Origin of the sequence: Streptomyces sp. 35G-GA-8 (assembly GCF_023534745.1) — a bacterium.
GTDB lineage: Bacteria > Actinomycetota > Actinomycetes > Streptomycetales > Streptomycetaceae > Streptomyces.
Genome location: NZ_JAMHJQ010000013.1, coordinates 29,832 through 52,717 on the forward strand (window position 1 = coordinate 29,832; position 22,886 = coordinate 52,717).

The 22,886-nt window shown below is 69.5% G+C and carries 21 protein-coding genes; 9 read left to right on the forward strand and 12 right to left on the reverse strand.

Features of this window, described 5'->3' with window-relative positions; translation table 11 throughout:
- Positions 1-190: 190 nt before the first annotated feature.
- Complete coding sequence (locus tag M1203_RS27760) at positions 191-2,035, forward strand: LCP family protein (protein WP_249952548.1); 1,845 nt, start codon at positions 191-193, stop codon at positions 2,033-2,035.
- Between the two features lie 45 nt (positions 2,036-2,080).
- Positions 2,081-3,853 (forward strand): LCP family protein, encoded by a 1,773-nt coding sequence (locus M1203_RS27765; protein ID WP_249952549.1) that lies wholly within the window; start codon positions 2,081-2,083, stop codon positions 3,851-3,853.
- Positions 3,854-3,933: 80 nt separating this feature from the next.
- On the opposite strand, the gene M1203_RS27770 is transcribed toward M1203_RS27765, so the two are convergent.
- The gene (locus M1203_RS27770) at positions 3,934-4,968 is read right to left on the reverse strand and encodes a glycosyltransferase family 2 protein (protein WP_249952550.1); all 1,035 of its coding nucleotides are present in this window, start codon (positions 4,966-4,968) and stop codon (positions 3,934-3,936) included.
- 257 nt (positions 4,969-5,225) lie between these two features.
- Here M1203_RS27770 and M1203_RS27775 point away from each other — a divergent pair, with 257 nt between their 5' ends.
- Positions 5,226-6,692 carry an LCP family protein gene (locus tag M1203_RS27775; protein ID WP_308404920.1) on the forward strand — a complete coding sequence of 489 codons (1,467 nt, stop codon included), beginning with the start codon at positions 5,226-5,228 and terminating at the stop codon, positions 6,690-6,692.
- Between the two features lie 66 nt (positions 6,693-6,758).
- Here M1203_RS27775 and M1203_RS27780 read toward each other — a convergent pair whose 3' ends face one another.
- Positions 6,759-7,313 (reverse strand): acyl-CoA thioesterase, encoded by a 555-nt coding sequence (locus M1203_RS27780; protein WP_249952552.1) that lies wholly within the window; start codon positions 7,311-7,313, stop codon positions 6,759-6,761.
- A 171-nt stretch (positions 7,314-7,484) separates the two neighbouring features.
- Between M1203_RS27780 and M1203_RS27785 the strand changes: the two genes are divergently transcribed.
- From M1203_RS27785 to M1203_RS27800, 4 genes are all read left to right on the forward strand, one after another.
- Positions 7,485-8,741: an LCP family protein gene (locus M1203_RS27785; RefSeq protein WP_249952553.1), complete on the forward strand. Its 1,257-nt coding sequence runs from the start codon at positions 7,485-7,487 to the stop codon at positions 8,739-8,741.
- Entirely contained in the window at positions 8,741-9,223 is a 483-nt protein-coding gene (locus tag M1203_RS27790; RefSeq protein ID WP_249952554.1) for a cytidine deaminase, read from the forward strand. The genes M1203_RS27785 and M1203_RS27790 overlap by 1 nt, the downstream gene beginning before the upstream one ends.
- A 114-nt stretch (positions 9,224-9,337) precedes the next feature.
- Positions 9,338-10,912, forward strand: a complete 1,575-nt coding sequence (locus tag M1203_RS27795; protein WP_249952555.1) for a hypothetical protein — start codon at positions 9,338-9,340, stop codon at positions 10,910-10,912.
- Positions 10,913-11,095: 183 nt separating this feature from the next.
- Complete coding sequence (locus tag M1203_RS27800; RefSeq protein ID WP_249952556.1) at positions 11,096-11,785, forward strand: class I SAM-dependent methyltransferase; 690 nt, start codon at positions 11,096-11,098, stop codon at positions 11,783-11,785.
- A 70-nt stretch (positions 11,786-11,855) separates the two neighbouring features.
- Here M1203_RS27800 and M1203_RS27805 read toward each other — a convergent pair whose 3' ends face one another.
- From M1203_RS27805 to M1203_RS27820, 4 genes are all read right to left on the reverse strand, one after another.
- Positions 11,856-12,242, reverse strand: a complete 387-nt coding sequence (locus M1203_RS27805) for a VOC family protein (protein WP_249952557.1) — start codon at positions 12,240-12,242, stop codon at positions 11,856-11,858.
- Complete coding sequence (locus tag M1203_RS27810) at positions 12,239-12,544, reverse strand: helix-turn-helix transcriptional regulator (protein WP_249952558.1); 306 nt, start codon at positions 12,542-12,544, stop codon at positions 12,239-12,241. The genes M1203_RS27805 and M1203_RS27810 overlap by 4 nt, the downstream gene beginning before the upstream one ends.
- Before the next feature lie 59 nt (positions 12,545-12,603).
- On the reverse strand, positions 12,604-12,852 hold the full coding sequence (locus M1203_RS27815) for a hypothetical protein (protein ID WP_249952559.1): 249 nt from the start codon (positions 12,850-12,852) through the stop codon (positions 12,604-12,606).
- Positions 12,853-12,999: 147 nt separating this feature from the next.
- Positions 13,000-14,172, reverse strand: coding sequence for an acyl-CoA dehydrogenase (locus tag M1203_RS27820; RefSeq protein ID WP_249952560.1), 1,173 nt, complete (start codon positions 14,170-14,172; stop codon positions 13,000-13,002).
- Positions 14,173-14,355: 183 nt separating this feature from the next.
- Between M1203_RS27820 and M1203_RS27825 the strand changes: the two genes are divergently transcribed.
- A complete protein-coding gene (locus tag M1203_RS27825; RefSeq protein ID WP_249952561.1) occupies positions 14,356-15,702 on the forward strand; it encodes a UDP-glucose/GDP-mannose dehydrogenase family protein in 1,347 nt (448 codons plus the stop codon).
- 47 nt (positions 15,703-15,749) lie between these two features.
- Here M1203_RS27825 and M1203_RS27830 read toward each other — a convergent pair whose 3' ends face one another.
- From M1203_RS27830 to M1203_RS27845, 4 genes are all read right to left on the reverse strand, one after another.
- Entirely contained in the window at positions 15,750-16,844 is a 1,095-nt protein-coding gene (locus M1203_RS27830) for an aldo/keto reductase (RefSeq protein ID WP_249952562.1), read from the reverse strand.
- Between the two features lie 114 nt (positions 16,845-16,958).
- Positions 16,959-18,179, reverse strand: a complete 1,221-nt coding sequence (locus M1203_RS27835; protein ID WP_249952723.1) for a dipeptidase — start codon at positions 18,177-18,179, stop codon at positions 16,959-16,961.
- 11 nt (positions 18,180-18,190) lie between these two features.
- Positions 18,191-18,718, reverse strand: a complete 528-nt coding sequence (gene purE / locus M1203_RS27840) for a 5-(carboxyamino)imidazole ribonucleotide mutase (protein WP_249952563.1) — start codon at positions 18,716-18,718, stop codon at positions 18,191-18,193.
- Positions 18,715-19,875 (reverse strand): 5-(carboxyamino)imidazole ribonucleotide synthase, encoded by a 1,161-nt coding sequence (locus tag M1203_RS27845; protein ID WP_249952564.1) that lies wholly within the window; start codon positions 19,873-19,875, stop codon positions 18,715-18,717. Before M1203_RS27845 ends, purE begins: the two co-directional genes overlap by 4 nt.
- 191 nt (positions 19,876-20,066) lie before the next feature.
- Between M1203_RS27845 and M1203_RS27850 the strand changes: the two genes are divergently transcribed.
- A complete protein-coding gene (locus M1203_RS27850; RefSeq protein WP_249952565.1) occupies positions 20,067-20,582 on the forward strand; it encodes a GtrA family protein in 516 nt (171 codons plus the stop codon).
- Positions 20,583-20,664: 82 nt separating this feature from the next.
- On the opposite strand, the gene M1203_RS27855 is transcribed toward M1203_RS27850, so the two are convergent.
- Both M1203_RS27855 and M1203_RS27860 read right to left on the reverse strand, forming a co-directional pair.
- Positions 20,665-21,939, reverse strand: a complete 1,275-nt coding sequence (locus tag M1203_RS27855) for an ATP-binding protein (RefSeq protein ID WP_249952566.1) — start codon at positions 21,937-21,939, stop codon at positions 20,665-20,667.
- A 6-nt stretch (positions 21,940-21,945) separates the two neighbouring features.
- Positions 21,946-22,623: a response regulator transcription factor gene (locus M1203_RS27860; protein WP_030351003.1), complete on the reverse strand. Its 678-nt coding sequence runs from the start codon at positions 22,621-22,623 to the stop codon at positions 21,946-21,948.
- Positions 22,624-22,886: the final 263 nt, after the last annotated feature.

The following is a 22,886-nucleotide window of genomic DNA, read 5'->3' on the forward strand; positions in this document are numbered from 1 at the left end:
AAGATTGGGCAGATTGCCCGCTTGTAAGGGATGAGGAATTTGTCACTGGCGTCGCTCGACGTCGAACGGGACGGATAGTGTGACGCGATCCGGTGCATCCGGCCGCCAGGTCGCGCACTACAGGATCGAAAGACCGAGCGTCTTCGGGGGAAGACGCCTCGCGTGGCACCGACGGAGGATTCAAGCAACCGTGGATGCGCATAGCCGTGGGCAGGCGGACGAATTCGACCCCGCCGACCAGTGGGTCCTCAACCCGCAGACCGGTAACTACGAACTGCGACTGGACCACTCCACAGGGCAGCCGCCCGCCGCCCCCCAGCCTCGTGGCTCCAGAAGAGCGGGCGCCCCGCGAAAGGAGCCCGGGCCCGCGCGTCCCGCCACCGACGAGGGACCGCGGACGCGAGAAGAACCGCGCGTGGAATCCCGCGCGGATTCGCGTACGGAGTCACGTACGGAATCCCGCTCCGGGGCGCGCGGTCGCGGTGGGACGCGCGCCAACGTTCCGGGCCAGCGCAGCCGTCGCGCGGGAAAGGGCCAGGCCGAAGCGGCGAACGCCGCCGTCGGCCGCCGCAAGCGCAAGCCCCAGAAGTCGCGCAAGAAGAAGGCGCTGGTGTGGACCGGCGGTGTGATGGCGTTCCTCCTCGTGGGCCTCACCGTCGGCGGATACTTCGTCTACCAGCACTTCAACGGCAACATCGACACGATCGACGTGCAGGGCGCGGGCAGTGGCGGCTTCAAGAAGGACCAGCCCGTCAACATCCTGCTGATCGGCACGGACAAGCGGACCGGCGCGGGCAACGAGGGGTACGGCGACGTGGGGAGCGTCGGCCACGCGGAGACGACCCTGCTGTTCCATGTCTCCAAGGACCGTACGAACGCGACGGTGCTCTCCATCCCGCGTGACCTGATCACCGACATCCCCGACTGCGAGACCAAGACCGCCGACGGCACCGAGGTCATCCCGGGCGCCCAGCAGGCTCGCTTCAACATCAGCCTCGGCCAGAACGGCCGGGACCCCGGCTGCACGATGCGCACCGTCAAGGAACTCACCGGGCTCACGATCGACCACTTCATGATGGCCGACTTCGACGCGGTCAAGACCATGTCGACCGCGGTGGGCGGTGTGGAGGTGTGTGTGGGCAAGGACGTCGACGACCCGAAGTCCAAGCTCAAGCTGAGCAAGGGCACGCACAATCTCCAGGGCGAGCAGGCACTCGCCTTCGTCCGTACCCGGCACGCCTTCGGCAACGAGAGCGATCTGAGCCGGATCGAGACCCAGCAGCAGTTCCTCAGCTCGATGATCCGGAAGATGAAGTCGGGCGACACGCTCACCAGCCCCAGCAAGCTGTTCAAGCTGGCGGAGGCCGCGACCGACGCGCTCACGGTCGACAGCGGCATCGGCAGCATCCAGAAGCTGAGCGATCTGGCCATGGAGCTGGCGAAGGTCGACCCGAAGAACATCACCTTCACGACGCTGCCGGTGCTCGACAACCCGGCGGAGGTCGTCAAGGCGACGGTGGTGGTCAATGAGGCCAAGGCCGACCCGCTGTTCTCGATGATGCAGAACGATGTCTCCCTCACCGAGGTGCAGCAGAAGGAGGAGGAGGCCGAGAAGGCCGCCAAGAGCAAGCAGGAAGCGCTCCTCAAGGGGACCAAGGCCGACGCGTCCGACGTGCGGGTCGATGTGTTCAACGGTGGTGGTCCGCAGGGCTCCGCGCAGGAGACCCTGAACTGGCTGCAGAACACCGAGGGCGTACTGAAGTCCACCAACAAGGGCAACGCCCCCGCGGATGTGGCCAAGACGACCCTGGAGTACGCGCCCAACCAGGCCGACCAGGCACGGGCGCTCGCGGAGATGATGGGGCTGCCCGCCGCGGGGATGAAGCCGGGCACCGAGGACGCCGTGGGGCTTGAGGCGATGACGCTGACCCTCGGAAAGGACTTCAAGGGCGCGGGAGTGCCCATCACCGGAGCGGCGAAGGCGCCGGAAGGTGTGCAGAAAGTAGAAGCGGACAAGCAGGTCTGCGCCAAGTGACGCCGGAGCGCCGGCCCATTCGGACGGCCTGAAGAGGGAGTCTGGATGGGTCAGAGCAGCGTACGACGGGAGGGGGCGCGCCAAGACGTCTCGCATGCCGGGGAGTTGGGCTGGGACGACAGCCTGTACGACGGTGAGCGAGGACGGCCGGACGGCGCGCCCGCGGAGGGCGGACCCCGCGACGGCGGACACGCCGACGGCAGCAGCGCCGACGGCAGCAGCGGCGACAGCGGCGGCGGCGACAGCACCGGCACGGGCCGGCGCGGCGAGAACGGACGCGGCAAGGGCGGGCGCGGTGGCAGGGCGCGCGGACGCGCCAAACGCGGCCCCTGGCGAATACTTCGCTGGGTCGCCGCCGGGCTGGCACTGCTGCTGCTCGGGACGGCCGGCGCCGGCTATCTCTACTACCGCCATCTCAACAGCAATATCCGCAGCGGCGAGCGCAGCAACGGCAACAGCGGGCTGGACAAGCCCGCGGCCAACTCGGCGGGCCAGACCCCGCTGAACATCCTGCTGATCGGCTCCGACAGCCGGGCCGACCCCGAGAACGTCAAACTGGGCGGCAGCAAGGACACGGCGGGCAACCCGCCGCTCGGCGACGTACAGATGCTCGTCCATGTCTCCGCCGACCGGAAGAACGCCTCGGTCGTGAGCATCCCGCGCGACACCCGGGTCGACATCCCGGAGTGCAAGGACGCCGACACCGGCAAGGTCTATCCGCAGACCAACGCCATCATCAACGAGACGCTGGCCCGCGGCGGCCCCGGCTGCACCCTGTCCACCTGGGAGAAGCTGACCGGCGTCTATATCGACCACTGGATGACGATCGACTTCGCGGGCGTCGTGAAGATGGCCGACGCGATAGGCGGTGTCGATGTCTGTGTCAAGAACAACGTCTGGGACCGGCCGCTGCCCGGGGTACCGGGAGGCTCGGGGCTGAAGCTCACGGCGGGTACGCATCAGATCCAGGGCGAGCAGGCGCTCCAGTGGCTGCGTACGCGGCACGCCTTCGCGAGCGACCTCGGCCGCGCCAAGGCCCAGCACATGTACATGAACTCGATGATCCGCGAGCTCAAGTCGCAGAGTGTCTTCACCGACACCGCCCGGCTGACCGGTCTCGCGGAGGCGGCCACGAAGTCGCTTGAGGTCTCCGAGGAGATCGATGATGTCACGCAGCTCTTCGATCTGGCCATGCAGCTCAAGAGCGTGCCGACGAACCGCCTCACCATGACGACGATGCCGACCGTGGAGGATCCGCAGGACAAGAACCATCTGATCGCGGCCGAGACGGACTCCCGCAAGCTGTGGGCGATGCTCCGCGACGACGTGGCCTTCGACAGCAACGGCGGCAAGGCGGAGGCCACCGAGAAGAAGCCGTCCGCGCCGGCCACGAAGGACCCGGCCTCGGCGCCCGCCGACACCGGCGTGATCGTGCGCAACGGCACCGGCGGCGCGCAGAGCGCGGTGCCGCGCCGCGCGACCGATATCGCGGGCACGCTCAACGGCAAGGGCTACACCCTGGCCAAGGCCGACTCGCTGCAGACCCCGCAGGAGACGAGCACGGTCAACTATCCGAGCGCGGACATGGAGGGCGACGCCCAGGCGGTGGCCAAGGCCCTCGGCATTCCCCTAGCGTCGGTGACGAAGTCGACGGACGTCTCGGGGGTCACGGTGGTCGTGGGCGCCGACTGGCGCAGCGGCGCGTCCTTCCCGAAGGAGGCCGAACCGGAGGCGGGCGGCGTCCCGGACACGGCGGACGCGCTCAACGGCGCGAAGGAGGACGCCTGCATGGACGTCTACGCGCCGTACCGCTTCTAGAAGGTTCCGCGGAGACGTGAGCGCCGTCCGGTGGTGATCCGCCGGACGGCGCTCATGTCTCTGGCAGGGTCTCTGCGGGGTTATGCCTCGACCGGCTGCGCCGCCGGGCGGCGGCTCGCGATGACCTTCTTCGCCAGCGAGCGCGGGCTGGTCAGGAAGCCGTACCCCCACGACATGTGCATGGTGGCCAGCGCGACCGGGATCCGCAGCCGGGCCTTCGGCGACAGCCCCTTGCCCGCCGGGACCGAGCCCGCCACGATCGCCGCGAGATAGCCGGCCGGTACGAGCAGGCCCCAGGGCGTCACCACGGCGCCGACCAGAATGCCCGCGGCGATGGCGCAGACGGCCGTCGGCGGGGCGAGATAGCGCAGATTGATCGAGCCGGAGTGGTAACGGGCGACGACATGGCGCCAGCGCCCGTAGTCCTTGTACTGCCTGGCGAGCGCCCGGACCGAGGGCCGCGGACGGTACTGGACGCGCAGCTCGGGCGAGAACCAGATGGCGCCGCCCGACTCACGGATACGGAAGTTCAGTTCCCAGTCCTGGGCGCGGATGAACTCCTCGTTGTAGCCGCCCTGCCGCTCCAGCGCCTCGCGCCGGAAGACACCCAGATACACGGTTTCGGCGGGCCCGGCCTCGCCTCCGGTGTGGAACGCCGCGTTGCCGACGCCGATCTTCGAGGTCATGGCGGCGGCGACCGCGTTCTCCCAGTCGTTCTCGCCCTCGGCGTGCATGATGCCGCCGACGTTCTGCGCGCCCGTCTCCTCCAGGAGCCGGACGGCGGTCGCGATGTAGTTCGGCGAGAGCATCCCGTGCCCATCGACCCGTACCACGATCGGGTGCTTGGACGCCTTGATCGCGGCGTTCAGCGCGGCGGGGGTGCGGCCGGTCGGGTTCGGTACCGTCTTGACGCGGGCGCGCTCATGGGACGCGGTCTCCCGTACCAGCTCCGCGGCGATCTCGTCCGTACGGTCCGTGGACGGGCCGAGCGCGATCACCACCTCCATCTCGCCGTCGTACTCCTGCTCCAGGATGTGCCGGACGGAGTTCCTCAGATGGCGTTCCTCATTGAGCACCGGCATGATCACGGAGACCGCGGGCGGCAGGGCAGGCATGTGGTCCTTCAAGGTCCTTCGGCGGCGGTATGACCGCCCACGTTACCGCGAACGGGGGACAGCGACGCGCGCCGCCCGGTTGCGGCCCGGTGTCGCTGATCGTATGGGCCTACCGTGCACACGGTCCCCTCACCACCCCCCTTCACGCACGATCCCTGTTCACGCGGAGGTGTTTCCCCGTGCCCACGCCGCCCCGCACCACCCACCGTCCGGCCCCCTCCCGGCGGCCGGGGACACCACAGCGACCGCGCTGGGGAATGCGGATGGCGACGACCCTCTCCGTACTGGTTCTGGGGGCCGGCGGGATCGGCCACGCGGTGATGACCAGCCTCGACACCGGCATCGACCGGGTCGATCCGTTCAAGGACATGAAGAACCGCCCGTCCGCGGGCCACGGTCTCAACCTCCTACTGGTCGGCACGGACCGCCGCGACAAGATCACGGAGGAGGAGCGGCAGAAATACCGGCTCGGTGGCGAGCCCTGCAACTGCACCGACACGGTCATGCTGGTGCATCTCTCCGCGGACGGTGACCGCGCCAGCGTCGTGAGCGTGCCGCGCGACAGTTACGCGGAGCTTCCCGAGCACACCGACGTGGCCACCGGCAAGCGTCATGAGCCGCACGCGGTGAAGCTCAACGCGGCGTACGCGGAGGGCGGGCCGCATCTGACGGTCAGCACCGTCGAACGCATGACGGGGGTGAAGATCAGCCACTATCTGGAGGTCGACTTCACCAGCTTCATGAAGACGGTGGACGCCCTGGGCGGCGTCGAGATCTGTACGCCCCGGGCGCTGAAGGACTCGTACACCGGGCTCGATCTGACCCCCGGCACCCACAGCATGAACGGCGGCCAGGCGCTCCAGTACGTACGGTCGCGGCATATCGACGGCGCCGCCGACCTCGGGCGGATGCAGCGCCAGCAGCGCTTCCTGGCCGCGCTGATCGACCGGGCCACCAGCAGCGGAGTCCTGTTGAACCCGGTGCGGTTCAAGGAGGTCTCCTCGACCATGCTCGCCTCGGTACGGGCCGACGCGGGCTTCGGTACGGAGCAGCTGCTCGCCCTCAACGAGGCGATGCGCGGCTTCTCGCCCTCCTCGTCGGAGTTCACGTCGGTGCCGCTGGTCGGTGACGGCGTCACGGTCAAGGGGGTCGGTGCCACGGTGAAGTGGGATCCGGTGAAGTCGCGGGAGCTGTTCCGCGCGCTGCGCGAGGACAGACCGCTGACATCGGCGCACGGACCTGCGGCCCCGCGACCGGCCGCCTCGCCGGCGGCGGCCCCGCAGTCGGCCGCGGGGCCCGAGCCGGGACAGGAATCGGCTTCGGGCAAGGAGTCGGCGAAGCCGGCCGAGTCCGCCGAGCCGGTCGATGTGAAGCCGCAGGACATCCGCGTGCAGGTCTACAACGGCACGCGCACGGACGGACTCGGCAAGCTGGTCGACGACGCGCTGCACGCCACCGGCTTCAACACGACCCGTACGCCGCTCAACTCCGACGGCCCTGACCTGCGGCGCACGGTCGTGATGTACGACCCGCGCTGGGACCTCTCGGCGAAGTCCCTCGCGGCGGCGCTGCCCGGCAGCGAACTGCGCGCGGTGAGACAGCAGGGCGCGACGCTCAAGGTGATGGCGGGGACGGACTTCACGGCGGTGAGGCCGGTACGCGCGCAGGAGGCCCCCAAGGGCCGGTTCGGGGCGACGACCGGCGACCAGGTGGTGTGCCCTTGACCGGGGCCGCCGGGGAGCTGGGGAGCCGAGGAGCCGGGGCCGTCGGGGAGCCGGGTGCGCCGCTGATCAGCGGTGGTCGTCGATGCCCTCCGCCGCGCGCTTCGCCCGGAGCTCCTTGATCGCCTGTCGCCGGGCGAGCCGGTGCGTACGCCGGATCTGCGCTTCCTGGTAGCGCCGCTTGTCCCGCTCCGTCTCGGGGATCACCGGGGGTACGGTCCGGGGTCTGCCGTCCGCGTCCACGGCGGCGAAGACCAGATAGGCGCTGCCGACCTGGGTCGCCGGGGTGGACTCGTTCCAGCGCTCGGCCATGACCCGTACGCCGACCTCCATCGAGGACCGTCCGGTCCAGTTGACCTGGGCGCGGACATGGACGAGGTCCCCGACCCGTACCGGCACGAGGAAGACCATCTCGTCCATCGAGGCGGTGACCGCGGGGCCGCCGGAGTGGCGTCCCGCGACGGCGCCCGCCGCGTCGTCGACCAGCTTCATGATCACGCCGCCGTGCACCGTACCGAGGAGGTTGGTGTCGCTGACGGTCATGATGTGGCTGAGCGTGGTGCGTGAGGCGGAGGTGGGCTTACCCGGAATATCGCTTTCCGGGGGTGGGACCTGAGCTGTCATGTCCTCCACCCTATGCGGGCGCTCCCCCGGCCCCCGGGGGCGCCCGGCCGGTCACCCAGGGCGACGCCAGTGCCCCGGCGTGGTCCGCATTGCATCAGCTTGGCAACAGCACCGACCCGATTTCCCACCTCCCCTGTCTGGCGCGGGGCCCGGACCGGCACACTGTTCCGCATGAATGATTGGCCCGATGGATGGACCGGCGACCGCCGCGAGCGGAGCAACCGCTACGGGCGCGGCAGCGCGGGCGCGCAGCCCGAGGGCGCGCGCGTGATGCCGCATGTGCAGCCCCGCGGTGTCCCTCAGCAGTCCCAGGGGTACGACCGGGGCCATGAGCCCGGGTACGACAGCGGGTACAACACGGGCCAGGTCTACGGCTCGCCCTCCGGCGGTGGTGGACAGGGCGGCTACGGCGGTCCGCCGCCGGGCGCCCCTCGCGGGCCGGGGCAGGCGCCCGACTGGCGCCGCCGTATCAAGGTCGGCGCGCTGACGCTGGTCGTGGTGCTCCTCGCCGTCTCCATCGGCACGTACTTCTGGGCGGACGGGAAGCTCAGGCGCGAGGTCGATCTCTCCAAGGTCATCGAGCGGCCTGAGCCGGGCGACGGCACGAACTATCTGATCGTCGGCTCGGACAGCCGCGAGGGCATGTCCGAAGAGGAGAAGAAGAAGCTCCACACGGGCTCCGCCGAGGGCAAGCGCACCGACTCGATGATGATCCTGCACGACGGGTCGAACGGTCCGACGCTGATCTCGCTGCCGCGCGACTCGAACGTGACGATCCCGTCGTTCCGCGGCTCCGAGTCCGGCAAGATGTTCCCGGCCACGGGCCGGCAGACCAAGCTCAACGCGGCGTACGCCGAGGACGGCCCCGAACTGCTCGTCCGCACCGTCGAGTTCAACACCGGCCTGCACATCGACCACTACGTCGAGATCGGCTTCGCGGGCTTCGCCAATATCGTGGACGCGATCGGCGGGGTGGAGCTGGACATCCCGAAGGCGTTCAAGGACAAGAAGTCCGGCGCCGACTTCCAGGCGGGCAAGCAGACCCTGGACGGCGAACAGGCCCTCGCCTTCGTACGGACGCGGTACGCCTTCGCCAACAGCGACCTGGACCGTACGAAGAACCAGCAGAAGTTCCTCGCGGCCCTGGCCGCGCAGACAGCGACGCCCGGCACGATCCTCAACCCGTTCGCGTTCTATCCGACGATGGGCGCCGGGCTGGACACGCTGATCGTGGACAAGGACATGTCGCTGTGGTCGCTGGGCCAGATGTTCTTCGCGATGAAGGGCGTCACGGGCGGCGACGGAACGTCCATGAACATGCCGATCTCGGGCAGCGTGGGCGGCAATCTGGTCTGGGACAAGGCCAAGGTCAAGGAGCTGGTGAACCAGCTGAACAACGACGAGAAGGTCACGGTCACCGGCAACTGATGTCCGCCTCCTCCGCGCCGACGCCCGGCGTGCCCAGTGAGCCCGGTGTGTCCGGCGCCGGCCATGAACCGGTCGATCACGAACCGGTCGATCACGAACCGGTCGATCACGAACTGATCGAGGCGGCGGCGGAGATCGCCAGGAGCAGGTCCCGCGGCGACCGTCACACGATGGCCGCCGCGGCCCGCGCCGCCGACGGGCGCCTGGTCACCGCGATCAACGCGTACCACTTCACCGGAGGTCCCTGCGCCGAGATGGTCCTCGTCGGCTCCGCGGCGGCGCGCGGCGTCTACGACCTGGACACGATCGTGGCGGTGGGCGACCGGGACCGGGGGGTGGCGCCGCCGTGCGGGCGATGCCGGCAGTTCCTGTTCGACTACTTCCCTGACCTGAAGGTCATCGTCGGCGCGGGCGACCGGCTGCGTACCGTACGGATCTCCGCGCTCCTGCCGGAGACCTATGTCTGGGCGGACCACCAGTAGTCCGTCACGGGCGGACATCGCGTACAACCTTCCCCCTGGCCCAAGGGTCGAATGTGCCGTAGATCAACGCGTGCATGTTCCGATGGGGGACCCTTGAGAAAGATCATGGCCGTGGTGAGCACGGCCGTCGCGCTCTCCGCATCCACACTGGTCGCGGCGCCGACCGCGCAGGCGGCCGAGGTCAACCTGCGGTCGTTCGCGTGGAGCGCCGAGAAGGACGGCAAGATCCATGTGCTCTACGAGCACTGGGACCGGAACTCACTTCCGTCCGACGTCACCGTCCGGGTCCGCGCGAAGGGCAGTGACGCGGTACTCGCCACGCTGCGCCTCAATGACGCCGGGCGCTGCACCACCGCGTCCGCCTGCGAGGAGGAGCAGTTCTGGACCGATCCGGTCCAACTGCCCGCGCTGGGTGTGTACACCGTGGACCTCGTGGTCCGGGCCGGCACGGCCGGCGAACTCGTCGACCGCGACAACGGTGAGGTCAACTACGGCCTCGCCCCGAAGCTGACCGCGACCGCCGACCGTCAGTCGGTGTCGTACGACCACCGCGTCGTCACGATGAGCGGCACGCTCTTCGCGCAGGACCCGAACACGCGCGAGGTCAAGCCGTTCGCGGGGGCCGGTGTGTACACCTGGTTCACGTCCCCGGACTTCAAGAAGGTGACCGTCGACAAGACGGGACGCTTCTCCCTGCCCTTCGAGTTCAGCGGGTACGAGACCGGCGCACGTCTCCGCGTCTCGTTCGAGGGGAACGACGCGTCGTTCCCGGTGGCGGTGCGCAAGCAGCCGCTGAAACTGGCGGTGGACACCCCCGCCCGCTCGGTCACGGCCCCGTACGGCAGCGATGTCCCCGCCCGCGGCAAGGTGACCCGTACGGCCGACGACGGCACCGACAAGCCGGCGGGCGGCGTCGGCGTCGTGGTCGACGGCCGGCCCATCACCAGCACCAAGGCCGACGGCACGTTCTCCGGCGCCTTCCCGGCCACCCGGAACGGGACCACGCGCCTTGAGCTGGGCCAGGAGCCATGGTTCGAGAAGTCGGTGTCCCCGTACGACTTCCAGGTCAAGACGGCCGCCACCAGCACGTTCTCGGCGATCGAAGCCGCTGTGGACAAGTACCGGAAGGTCACCTTCAGCGGCAAGCTGGGCGTCACGTCGGGCTCGTACCCCGCCGGGACGACGGGGCGCGTCTCCATCGACCACTCCTCGGACGGCCAGAACTGGTCGAGCGTGGGCCAGTTCACGGCCACGTACGGGACCGCGTTCAAGCAGACCGCTCCGCTGAAGGGCTCGACCGGCAGCTACTGGCGCCTGCGCCACCTGGGCGCCACGGGCGTGGAGAGCCGTGTCTACAAGCTCGGCCGTCAGTACACCGAGATCCGGAGTGACGACGTCACGCCCGAAGGCGTGCGCAAGGGCACGAAGCTGACGGCCAAGGGCACGCTCAGGCAGAAGTCCGGCTCCACCTGGAAGGCGTACGCCGGCCAGAAGGTCCGCGTCTACTTCAAGCCCGCCACGAGCGGGGCGGCCTGGAAGGAGCTGGGCACTGCCACGACCCTCACCAACGGCACGTTCAGCAAGCAGTTCACCGCGCAGCAGGACGGCACGTGGCAGATGCGCTATGTCGACACGGTGAAGACGCACTACGCGTCCAGCGGTCGCGAGGACTACGTCGACGTCCGCTGAGGCCGCCAAACGCGAACGAGGGGCGGGGCCTCGGGATACCCGGGGCCCCGCCCCTCGTTCACCCCGCCCCTCGTTCAGGTGATCGTGCCGATCGGACGGAATGCGACCTCGGGGGGTCCGGGTAGAGCCCGGGTGGAGCAGGAACGACCGGCGGTCGGCCGACGAGAGGGGAGGGGCTGGGCTGTGGGGCAGACGCAGGACAGAGGTTCCGAGGACACCGTCCGACTGGCGCCGCAGGCGGCGAAGGCGGCTGCGTACTTCGATTCCCTGGGACTCGGGTATCAGAAGGCGTTCGACGGCAGGAAGACATCCCAGATCCGGGCGGCCGAGCGCCTGATGGGGCGGCTGGACCCCGGTGACCGGGTGCTTGATGTGGGATGCGGCACGGGACTGCCCACCGCCGGGCAGCTGTGCGAGGGCGGCATGGACGTCACCGGGATCGATGTCTCCGAGGGCCTGCTCGCCCACGCGCGGCGCCAGGTTCCGGGAGCGCGCTTCGTCCGGGCCGATCTCTTCGACCCGGACCTGGACATCGGGCCGTTCGACGCCGTGGTGAGCTTCTACGCCCTCGTCGATCTGAGCGCGGACAAGTTCATCGCCGCGCTGGAGAGACTGCGGGATCTCACGGCCATGGGCGGCACGCTGCTGGTCGCCGTCTCGGAGCGGCGCACCGACGAGGAGGTGCGGTTCATGGAGACGACCTACCGTCCCGCGCTGTGCCGGCGTGAAGATCTCGGTGACTGGGCCCGCCGAGCGGGGCTGTGGGTGGACGAGTTGAACATCTGCCCCGAGCAGGGAGCCGAAGGACAGCCCGAGACCGGTCTCTATCTCTGGGCCCGGCGCCCTTCGCGGAAGTCCCCTGTCCCGGCCTGAGCCGGGACAGAGGTTGATGGCCGGCCACCGAGGCCCAGGCGGGACAAGCTGCCGGCCCCCGCGTCGGGCTCTACATGTGCTGGGCGATCTGGATGAGGTTGCCGCAGGTGTCGTCCAGCACCGCGGTGATGACCGGTCCCATCTGCACCGGGTCCTGGGTGAACCGCACCCCCAGCCCGGTCAGCCGCCTGAACTCCGCCTGTACGTCGTCCACGGCGAAGGAGGTGGCCGGAATACCGTCCTCGACCAGTGCGGTCTTGTAGGGCTTGACGGCCGGATGGCCATCGGGTTCGAGCAGCAGCTGTGTGCCGTCGGGGTCCTCGGGCGAGACCACGGTGAGCCAACGGTCCGTGCCGAGGGGAACCTCGGTCTTCTTCACGAAGCCCAGTACGTCCGTGTAGAAACGCAGGGCCTTGTCCTGGTCATCGACGAAAACGCTGGACAGGTGGATCCTCATGGGCTGTTCTCCGGGGATGTCGGCCTGAGCCACCGGGCAGCGATGCGCTCAAGCGGTTCGGTGTTCAGATCGTGGAATTTGTAGCGGCCCTCGCGCCGAGTCCGGATCAGTCCGACGGACTCCAGCACGGCGAGGTGCTGGCTGATCGCCTGGCGGGACAGCCCCAGACCGTGCTTGGTCGTCAACCGTGCGCAGATCTCGAAGAGGGACTGCCCGTCTCGTTCCGCCAGCTCATCGAGGATGAGCCGGCGAGTGGGGTCGGCCAGCGCCTTGAAAACATCATCTACCACGAACCACACCATAGGCAAGTCACCGCTTGCCTATCAAGTGGCCGGTCCACGCGCCCGGCCGCGCCTCGCGGCTAACCAAGCTGTCCTGGCGGATGGGCCCAGAGCACCACGGCGTCGTAGCCGTGCCGTTCCCGGATCGCTGCTTTCAGATACTCGACGGGCGGCGCGACCAGATGGTCTCTGCCGTCCGGGTCGGTCCGCTGCGCACAGAGGCCGGCCGGGAACGCGAACAGTTCCTCGCGTTCGTCATCCACCGGCCCGTCGGAGTCCTGCGGGATGGGCCGGTACGTCACACGCAGCTCAAGGCTTTCCTCTCTCATCCAGTCACGCTATCCGCCACCCGGACGCGAGGTCGGCTGCCCAGCCGCAGGGTCACGAGAACGGCCGAAGCCGCCGCGACAGGTCCGGGGCGTCACCCGGTGTACGCGCCCGCCCCGGCCGAAGCCGGGACAGGCACCCCGGCGCGCTTACGGCAGGTTGCGGGCCATCACGATGCGCTGGACCTGGTTCGTGCCCTCGTAGATCTGGGTGATCTTGGCGTCGCGCATCATCCGCTCGACCGGGTAGTCGCGCGTGTAGCCGTATCCGCCGAGGAGTTGCACCGCGTCCGTGGTGATCTCCATGGCCGCGTCGGAGGCGTAGCACTTGGCCGCCGCGCCGAAGAAGGTGAGGTCCTCCTTGGCGCTGCCCGCGGAGACGCGCTCCGACCTGGCGGCGGCGGAGTAGGTGAGCTGGCGGGCCGCCTCCAGTTTCATGGCCATGTCGGCGAGCATGAACTGCACGCCCTGGAAGTCGCCGATCGGCTTGCCGAACTGCTTGCGCTCCTGGACATAGCCCTTGGCGTAGTCGAGCGCGCCCTGCGCGATGCCCAGTGCCTGGGCCGCGATCGTGATGCGGGTGTGGTCCAGGGTCTTCATCGCGGTGGCGAAGCCCGTACCCTCCTCGCCGATCAGCCGGTCCGCGGGGATACGGACATGGTCGAGGTAGACCTCGCGCGTCGGGGAGCCCTTGATGCCCAGCTTCTTCTCCGGGGCGCCGAAGGAGACGCCCTCGTCGCCCTTCTCGACCACGAACGCGCTGATGCCCTTGGTGCGCTTGTCCGGGTCGGTGACGGCCATGACCGTGTAGTACTCGGAGACGCCGGCGTTGGTGATCCAGCGCTTCACGCCGTTGAGGACGTAGTGGTCGCCGTCCCGTACCGCCTTGGTCTTCATACCGCCCGCGTCGGAGCCCGCGTCCGGCTCGGAGAGGCAGTACGAGAACATCGCCTCGCCCTTGGCCAGCGGCCCCAGATAGGTCTTCTTGAGGTTCTCGGAGCCGGCGAGGATCACCGGCAGCGAGCCCAGCTTGTTCACGGCCGGGATCAGCGAGGAGGAGGCACAGACGCGCGCGATCTCCTCGATGACGATCACGGTGGCGAGGGCATCGGCGCCGGCGCCGCCGTACTCCTCGGGGACATGGACCGCGTGCAGATCGGAGGCGACCAGCGCGTCCAGGGCCTCCTGCGGGAAGCGCGCCTCCTCGTCCACCGCCGCGGCGAACGGGGCGATCTTCGCCTCCGCGAGCGCGCGCACGGTCTCGCGGAGCATGTCGTGCTCTTCGGAGGGGCGGTACAGGTCGAAATCAGCCGATCCGGCCACGGTCTTTCACTCCCCAGGATGCTAACTACCGTTAAGTAACACAATTTTAGGGGGCCGAGGCCGTGCCGGGATAGGTGAGTTTGCCGACAGCGAATCCGTACGGGAGAAGTGCCCCTGCGGAGCCCCCGCCACGCGCGGCTATGCTCGGGCCCGCACCTGCCCGCATCCCCCTGGAGCACTCACATGGCCCTCAAGATCACTGTGATCGGCACCGGCTATCTCGGCGCCACACACGCCGCGGCCATGGCGGAACTGGGCTTCGAGGTCCTGGCCCTCGATGTGGTCCCGGAGAAGATCGAGCTGCTCTCCACGGGCCGGGTCCCGATGTACGAGCCCGGCCTCGAAGAGTTGCTGCGCAAACATGTCGCCGGGATCGAGGGATCGACCGGGCGGCTGCGGTTCACCATGGACTGGGCGGAGATCGCGGAGTTCGGCGATGTGCACTTCGTCTGTGTGAACACCCCGCAGAAGCACGGCGAGTACGCCTGCGACATGTCGTACGTCGACTCCGCGATCGAGAGCCTCGCCAAGCATCTGGGCAGGCCCGCGCTGGTCGTCGGCAAGTCGACCGTGCCCGTGGGCAGCGCGGAGCGGCTCGCGGCCCGCATCGTCGAACTGGCGCCCGCGGGCGGCGAGGTGGAGCTGGCCTGGAACCCGGAGTTCCTGCGCGAGGGCTTCGCCGTACAGGACACGCTGCACCCCGACCGGATCGTGGTGGGCGTACGCAGCGAGCACGCCGAGCGGGTGCTGCGCGAGGTGTACGCGACGCCGGTGGGCGAAGGGTCGCCGTTCGTGGTGACGGACTTCCCGACCGCCGAGCTGGTGAAGACCTCCGCGAACTCCTTCCTGGCCACCAAGATCTCGTTCATCAACGCCATGGCGGAGGTCTGCGAGGCGGCCGGCGGCGATGTGGCGAAGCTGGCGGAGGCGCTCGGGTACGACGAGCGGATCGGGAACAAGTTCCTGCGCGCCGGGATCGGCTTCGGCGGCGGCTGTCTGCCCAAGGACATCCGGGCCTTCATGGCGCGGGCGGGCGAGCTGGGCGCGGACCAGGCGCTGACGTTCCTGCGCGAGGTCGACTCGATCAATATGCGGCGCCGCGGGCACATGGTGGAGCTGGCGCGCGAGGCCGTGGGCGGCGACTCGTCGTTCCTGGGCAAGCGTGTCGCGGTGCTCGGCGCGACCTTCAAGCCGGACTCGGACGATGTACGGGACTCCCCCGCGCTGAATGTCGCGGGGCAGATCCACCTCCAGGGCGGCCAGGTGACGGTGTACGACCCCAAGGGCATGGAGAACGCCAAGCGGCTCTTCCCGACGCTGGGATACGCGCCGTCCGCGCTGGACGCGGTGCGCGGCGCCGATGTGGTGCTGCATCTGACCGAGTGGCGCGAGTTCCGCGAGCTGGACCCGGCGGCCCTGGGCGAGGCGGCGTCGCGTCGGCTGATCCTGGACGGACGTAACGCGCTGGACCCGGCGCGGTGGCGCGCGGCGGGCTGGACGTACCGCGCGATGGGGCGCCCGCGCGCCTGAGCCGGAGCGGGGCGGAGCGGGGGCGACAGTCCGCCTGGGCGGGGATGTCAGTATCTGACCGGGCTCGACGCGAGCATCGGCGAGACCTCCGATCGCACCCCGTCCACGGTCGCTCCCGCGAACGCGAGCATGGGGACGAGGTCCCGGTTGATGTCGGCGGGGAAGTCGAGCGTGGGCTTGGAGACCTCGTTCAGCGCGTCCACCTGTTCCTTGCCGAGCGTGACGTCCAGCGCGGACAGGTTCTCCCGGAACTGATCCAGCCGGCGCGCGCCGATGATCGTGGAGGTGATCCCGGGGCGGCCCCGCACCCAGGCGAGCGCCACCGCCGCCGGGGTCACGCCCAGGTCCATGGCGACGGCGTCCACCGCCTCGATGACGTCGTAGTCCGCCGCACGCGGCATGCCCATCAGACCCGTGCGTCGGGTGTCGACGGAGCCGGCGCCGGAGCGGGCGTTCTCGCGTGAGTACTTCCCCGAGAGGAATCCGCTCCTGAGCGGGGACCATGGCATCACGCCCATACCGCATTCACGCGCCATGGGAATCAGCTCGCCCTCGGCCGTCCGTTCCAGCAGTGAGTATTCGAGCTGGGTGGCGACCACCGGGGACCAGCCCCGGAAATGCGCGATGGTCTGGGCCTCGGCGGCTTTCCAGGCCGGAATGTCGGAGAAGCCGATATAGCGGATCTTGCCCGCTGTCACGAGATCGTCGAGACAGCGCAGGGTCTCCTCGACGGGTACGGTGCGGTCCCAGTTGTGGAGCCAGTAGATGTCGATATAGTCCATCCGCAACCGGCGCAGGGAATCCTCGCACTGGTCGACCATGGCCTTGCGCCCCGCGCCGCCTCCGTTCGGATCTCCCTCATGGAGATTGCAGAAGAACTTCGTACCGATGACCGTGCGATCGCGCCGGGTGCTCTTCTTCGCGAAGAAATCACCGATGATCTTCTCCGAATGGCCATTGGTATAGATATTGGCCGTGTCGATGAAGTTTCCGCCGCGATCGAGATATTCGTTCATCATCGCCGCGGACGCGGCCTCGGTGGCGCCCCAGCCGTGGTCCTCGCCGAAGGTCATGGCCCCCAGGCAGAAGGGACTGACCCGCAGTCCCGAGCGGCCGAGGGTGACATAGGAATCGAGTGGCATGTCCGCTCCCTGACGTCGCACGTCTCAGGTCGCGCCGCGGCCGGCGCCACGGCGCTCTCTTTCAGCGAACCACCGGGGCGCCCTCCTCGCGCGCTCTGCGGGAGAGCGCGGATCTCAGCCGTCCAGTTCCTCGATCGTCGCCAGGGAAGGACCGCGTTCGTCCCGCAGGCCCCGCGCCACGTCCTCCGCCGCGCGCAGCACCCGTACCGCGTTCTGCCAGGTCAGCTTCGCCAGGTCCGCGGTGGACCAGTGACGGGCCAGGAGCTCCGCGATCAGGTTCGGGTAGCCCGAGACATCGTCCAGGCCGGCCGGGGTGAAGGCCGTGCCGTCGAAGTCGCCGCCGATGCCGATGTGGTCGATGCCGGCGGTCTCGCGCATATGGTCCAGATGGTCCGCGACCGTCGCCGCCGTGGCGGTCGGGCGGGGGTGGGAGACCTCGAACGCCCGGTGGATCTCCATCGCGCGCGCGGTGGTGTCGAGCGGGTGCAGACCATGGGCCCGCATGTTCTCGTCCGCCGCCTGGGTCCAGGCCACCGCCGCGGGGAGGATGAACTTCGGTACGAACGTGGCCATCGCCACGCCGCCGTTCGCGGGCAGCTTCTCCAGCACGTCGTCGGGGATATTGCGCGGGTGGTCACAGACCGCCCGTGCCGAGGAGTGCGAGAAGATCACCGGCGCGTCGGTCGTGGCGAGCGCGTCACGCATCGTCGTGGCGGCCACATGCGAGAGGTCGACCAGCATGCCGGTCCGGTTCATCTCGCGGACCACCTCGCGGCCGAAGGCCGAGAGCCCGCCCACGCCCGGGACGTCCGTCGCCGAGTCCGCCCACGCGAGATTGTCGTTGTGGGTGAGCGTCATATAGCGAACGCCCAGCGTATGGAGGGCCCGCAGCGTGCCGAGGGAGTTGTTGATGGAGTGGCCGCCCTCGGCGCCCATCAGGGACGCGATCCTGCCGTGCCGCCGCGCCGTCTCCATGTCGTCCGCCGTCAGGGCGCGGGACAGATCGCCGGGGTAGCGGGCCAGCAGCCGGCCGACCACGTCGATCTGCTCCAGGGTCGCGCTGACCGCGTCGTCACCGGCCATGTCGGACCGTACGTACACGGACCAGAACTGGCCGCCGACGCCGCCCCGCCGCAGCCGGGGGATGTCCGTGTGCAGCTTCCCCGACAGATCGTCCGCGATGTCGAGCCGGTCCAGGTCGTAGCGCACATGCTCGCGCAGCGCCCACGGCAGGTCGTTGTGTCCGTCGACCACCGGGAAGTCGGCCAGCAGGGCACGGGCCTCGTCGAGGAAGGGCGTGGACGGCGTGGACGGCGTGGAGGGCGTGGAGCCCATGGCCGCGGCCGTCACTTTCCGAATCCGAAGTGGTCCGCGCCTTCGGCCTTCGCGCGCAGCCGCTTGCCCTTCGCCGTCGCCTGCTCGTTCAGCTCCTGCTGGAACTCCCGCATCCTGGTCAGGAGTTCGGGGTCGTGGGCGGCGAGGATACGGGCGGCGAGCAGCCCCGCGTTACGGGCGCCGCCGACCGAGACGGTGGCGACCGGCACACCGGCGGGCATCTGGACGATGGACAGCAGCGAGTCCATGCCGTCGAGGTACTTCAGCGGTACGGGGACACCGATCACCGGCAGCGGGGTCACCGAGGCGAGCATGCCCGGCAGATGCGCCGCGCCGCCCGCGCCCGCGATGACCACCTTGAGCCCGCGCCCGGCGGCCTCCTCGCCGTACGCGATCATCTCGCGCGGCATGCGGTGCGCGGAGACGACATCGACCTCGTACGGGATCTCGAACTCGTGGAGGGCCTTCGCGGCGGCCTCCATGACGGGCCAGTCGGAGTCCGAACCCATGACGACGCCGACCAGGGGAGCAACAGTCATTCGGTGATCGTTCCTCGGAGATAGCCGGCGGCGTGGCGGGCGCGCTCCAGCACGTCGTCCAGGTCGTCGCCGTAGGTGTTGACATGCCCCACCTTGCGGCCGGGCTTCACGTCCTTGCCATACATATGGATCTTGAGCCGCGGGTCCCGGGCCATGCAATGCAGATAGGCCGCGTACATGTCCGGGTAGTCGCCGCCCAGCACATTGCACATGACCGTCCAGGGCGCACGCGGGCGCGGGTCACCGAGGGGCAGATCGAGCACGGCGCGCACATGGTTGGCGAACTGCGAGGTGATCGCGCCGTCCTGGGTCCAGTGGCCGGAGTTGTGCGGGCGCATCGCCAGCTCGTTGACGAGGATGCCGGGGGTCCCGTCGTCGGCGCGGGTCTCGAAGAGTTCCACCGCGAGATGGCCCACGACCCCCAGCTCGGCGGCTATCCGCAGCGCGAGCCGCTGCGCCTCGCCGGCCAGTTCGTCCGACAGTCCGGGCGCGGGGGCGATGACGGTGTCACAGACGCCGTCGACCTGCCGGGACTCGACCACGGGGTACGCGACGGCCTGGCCGTGCGGGGAGCGGACGATGTTCGCGGCCAGCTCGCGTACGAAGTCGACCTTCTCCTCGGCGAGTACGGGGACCCCGGCGCGGAAGGGCTGCTCGGCGGCGCGGGTGTCGTCCTCCGACCGTACGACCCAGACGCCCTTGCCGTCGTAGCCGCCGCGCACCGTCTTGAGGACGACAGGGAAGCCGCCCACCTCGGCGGCGAAGGCCGCCACGTCGGCCGGTCCTGTGACGATGCGGTGGCGCGGGCAGGGCGCGCCCAGCTCGGTCAGCCTGGCGCGCATGACGCCCTTGTCCTGGGCGTGCACCAGCGCGTCGGGGCCGGGCCTGATGGGGATTCCGTCCGCCTCCAGGGCGCGCAGATGCTCAATCGGCACATGTTCGTGATCGAACGTGATCACATCGCAGCCACGCGCGAAGTCACGCAGCGTGTCCAGGTCGCGGTAGTCGCCGACGACGACATCGCTCACCACCTGGGCCGCCGAGTCCTGCGGGGTGTCACTGAGGAGCTTGAATCTGAGGCCGAGGGGGATGCCCGCCTCGTGGGTCATACGGGCGAGCTGACCGCCGCCGACCATGCCGACTACCGGGAACGTCACGCCCCCAGGGTATCCGCCGCCCGGCGGGGCCGGTCCCCGAGCACGGGCGGGGCCCCCTCCCGTACGGGCGTCCCCCGTACGGCCGCCACTCACCGTGACCGAGCGTGACATACGGTCCCCCAGGCGGCGGAAGGGGCCGCTGGTTAGCATGGTTCGGAACTGACATCGACCGGACGGGGCTGAACGGGCATATGAGCGAACGGGGCGCACTCCGCGTGCGACTGGACCGGCTCGTCCGCGAGGTGGTCAAGTTCGGCGCGGTGGGCGGCGCGGGGCTGCTGGTCAACCTGCTGGTCTTCAACCTCGTACGGCACACCACCACGCTCCCCGTGGTGCGGGCCAGCATCCTGGCCACCGTCGTCGCGATCGCCTTCAACTATGTGGGCTTCCGCTACTTCACCTACCGGGACCGGGACAAGAGCCGCCGCACGAAGGAACTCACGCTCTTCCTGCTGTTCAGCGTGGTCGGCCTGGTCATCGAGAACGGGGTGCTCTACACGGCGACGTACGGCTTCGGCTGGGACAGCCCGCTCCAGAGCAATGTCTTCAAGTTCCTCGGCATCGGGATCGCGACGCTCTTCCGCTTCTGGTCGTACCGCACCTGGGTGTTCCGTGCCCAGCCCGCCGCCGCGGCCGTGGGACTGCCGGACGAATCGTTCCTGGAGCGGGACCGGGAGCGCCCGCGCCCCCATCGCGTCCGCGGCTGAGGAAGCCCCGCGGAAGCCATGAGGGGCCTCTGGGGAAGCCCGTGTGGAGGCCCCCTGTGGAGGTCCCGAGAAGGTCACCCGGTCAGCGGACCGGCCGCTCCGGGGATTTCGGCGCCTTGCGGGTACCGGCCTCCCGGCTCAGGAAGAGCGCGAAGACCGGCGGCTGCTGCTGGAGCAGTTCCAGCCGGCCGCCGTCCGCCTCCGCCAGGTCGCGCGCCACCGCGAGGCCGATCCCGGTGGAGTTGCGGCCACTGATGGTGCGCTCGAAGATCCGCGCCCCGAGGTCCGCCGGAACGCCGGGGCCCTCGTCGGTCACCTCGATGACGGACTGGTTGCCGGTGACGCGGGTACGCAGGGCGACCGTACCGCCCCCGTGCATGAGTGAGTTCTCGATCAGCGCGGCCAGCACCTGCGCGACCGCGCCCGGCGTGCCGACGGCCCGCATCCCCTGCCGGCCCGAGCAGACGATGGCCCGCCCGGCGCTGCGGTAGGCCGGGCGCCACTCCTCGATCTGCTGTTTGACGACCTCGTCGAGATCGAAGGCGACGGCGGAGCCGGTACGCGGGTCCCGCGCGTTGGTGAGCAGCCGCTCCACCACATCGGTCAGCCGCTCGACCTGTGCCAGCGCGACCATCGCCTCCTCCTTCACCGTCTCCAGGTCGTCGGTGGCGGAGATCTCCTCCAGCCGCATCGACAGGGCGGTCAGCGGCGTACGGAGCTGATGCGAGGCGTCCGCGGCGAGCCGCCGCTCGGCGGTGAGCATCCGGGCGATGCGCTCGGCGCTGGCGTCGAGGACATCGGCGACCCGGTCGAGCTCGGGCACCGCGTACCGCTTGTGCCGGGGGCGCGGGTCACCGGAGCCCAGGCGCTCCGCGGTCTCCGCGAGATCGGTGAGCGGCGAGGCCAGCTTGTTGGCCTGGCGTACGGCCAGCAGTACGGCGGCGATGACCGCGAGCAGCGCCACCGCGCCGATGATCAGGAGGGTGCGGCCGACCTCACGGGTCACGGAGGAGCGGGGCTCCTCGACGATGACGGTCTCGCCCTCCTCGCCCTTCGCCTTGCCCCGGATGACGCTGCCGGTCGGCCGCTCGCCGAGCTCGACGACGGGCCGGCCCGGGATCTCGATCCGGGCGTACCGCGTCTGGTTGATCTGTTCGGCCAGCACCTTGGCGCTGATGTGGTCGTCGGCGAGGAGGCGGCTGTCGACGATGCTCACCAGCCGCACCGCCTCGGAGTCCACGCTTTCCTGGGCGCTGCTGCTGATCGTGCGGGTCTCGACGATGACGAGCGACACCCCGAAGACGGCGATGACGACGAGCACCACGGCGAGCGTGGAGTTGATCAGACGCCGGCGCAAGGTGCCTTAGCTCTTCTCGAACCGGAAGCCGACCCCGCGCACGGTCGCGATATAGCGCGGGTTGGCGGCGTCGTCCCCGAGCTTCTTGCGCAGCCAGGAGATATGCATGTCGAGGGTCTTGGTCGACGACCACCAGGTGGTGTCCCAGACCTCGCGCATCAGCTGGTCACGGGTGACGACCCGGCCCGCGTCCCGGACGAGGACCCGCAGGAGGTCGAACTCCTTGGCGGTGAGCTGGAGTTCCTCGTCGCCCATCCAGGCGCGGTGCGACTCGACGTCGATCCGTACGCCATGGGTGGCGGGGGCGGGTACGGGGTCCGAGGCGCCGCGCCGGAGCAGCGCCCGTACGCGTGCCAGCAGCTCCGCGAGCCGGAAGGGCTTGGTCACATAGTCGTCGGCGCCGGCGTCCAGGCCGACCACGGTGTCCACCTCGTCGGCGCGGGCGGTCAGCACCAGGATCGGCACGGCGTGGCCCTCGGCGCGCAGTCGGCGGGCGACTTCGAGGCCGTCCATCCCTGGCAGGCCCAGGTCGAGTACGACCAGGTCGACACCGCCCTGGAGGCCGGCGTCCAGCGCGGTCGGACCGTCTTCGCGGACCTCGACCTCGTAACCCTCCCGACGCAGGGCGCGGGCCAGCGGCTCCGAGATGGAAGCGTCGTCCTCGGCGAGCAGTACACGGGTCATGGGGTGATGGTAGACCGCACGGGGCGGCGCTTGGGCCCTGCTCGACAACGCCTTCGAGTTCATGTGCGATCCGATGATCTGCCTTCGAATATAAGAGTCTGGTTCCACCAGAACCTGTGATCCATCTCTCAAGTCCTTCCATATGGGTCTCTGTCATGTCGTATGGTGGCGAGACGCCTGTAGTACCACCAGGAGACCTTTGGCCTGCTGAGCGCCGAGGGTCTCTTCTTCGCGTCTCCGTGCCGGGGACGGCATGTCCCGCC

Bases quoted from the DNA above. Each gene is read 5' to 3' on its own strand.
- M1203_RS27765 (WP_249952549.1), top strand. From the start codon at position 2,081: ATGGGTCAGAGCAGCGTACGACGGGAGGGGGCGCGCCAAGACGTCTCG.
- M1203_RS27770 (WP_249952550.1), bottom strand. From the start codon at position 4,968: ATGCCTGCCCTGCCGCCCGCGGTCTCCGTGATCATGCCGGTGCTCAAT.
- M1203_RS27775 (WP_308404920.1), top strand. From the start codon at position 5,226: ATGCGGATGGCGACGACCCTCTCCGTACTGGTTCTGGGGGCCGGCGGG.
- M1203_RS27780 (WP_249952552.1), bottom strand. From the start codon at position 7,313: ATGACAGCTCAGGTCCCACCCCCGGAAAGCGATATTCCGGGTAAGCCC.
- M1203_RS27785 (WP_249952553.1), top strand. From the start codon at position 7,485: ATGAATGATTGGCCCGATGGATGGACCGGCGACCGCCGCGAGCGGAGC.
- M1203_RS27790 (WP_249952554.1), top strand. From the start codon at position 8,741: ATGTCCGCCTCCTCCGCGCCGACGCCCGGCGTGCCCAGTGAGCCCGGT.
- M1203_RS27805 (WP_249952557.1), bottom strand. From the start codon at position 12,242: ATGAGGATCCACCTGTCCAGCGTTTTCGTCGATGACCAGGACAAGGCC.
- M1203_RS27810 (WP_249952558.1), bottom strand. From the start codon at position 12,544: ATGGTGTGGTTCGTGGTAGATGATGTTTTCAAGGCGCTGGCCGACCCC.
- M1203_RS27815 (WP_249952559.1), bottom strand. From the start codon at position 12,852: ATGAGAGAGGAAAGCCTTGAGCTGCGTGTGACGTACCGGCCCATCCCG.
- M1203_RS27825 (WP_249952561.1), top strand. From the start codon at position 14,356: ATGGCCCTCAAGATCACTGTGATCGGCACCGGCTATCTCGGCGCCACA.
- M1203_RS27830 (WP_249952562.1), bottom strand. From the start codon at position 16,844: ATGCCACTCGATTCCTATGTCACCCTCGGCCGCTCGGGACTGCGGGTC.
- M1203_RS27835 (WP_249952723.1), bottom strand. From the start codon at position 18,179: ATGGGCTCCACGCCCTCCACGCCGTCCACGCCGTCCACGCCCTTCCTC.
- purE (WP_249952563.1), bottom strand. From the start codon at position 18,718: ATGACTGTTGCTCCCCTGGTCGGCGTCGTCATGGGTTCGGACTCCGAC.
- M1203_RS27850 (WP_249952565.1), top strand. From the start codon at position 20,067: ATGAGCGAACGGGGCGCACTCCGCGTGCGACTGGACCGGCTCGTCCGC.
- M1203_RS27860 (WP_030351003.1), bottom strand. From the start codon at position 22,623: ATGACCCGTGTACTGCTCGCCGAGGACGACGCTTCCATCTCGGAGCCG.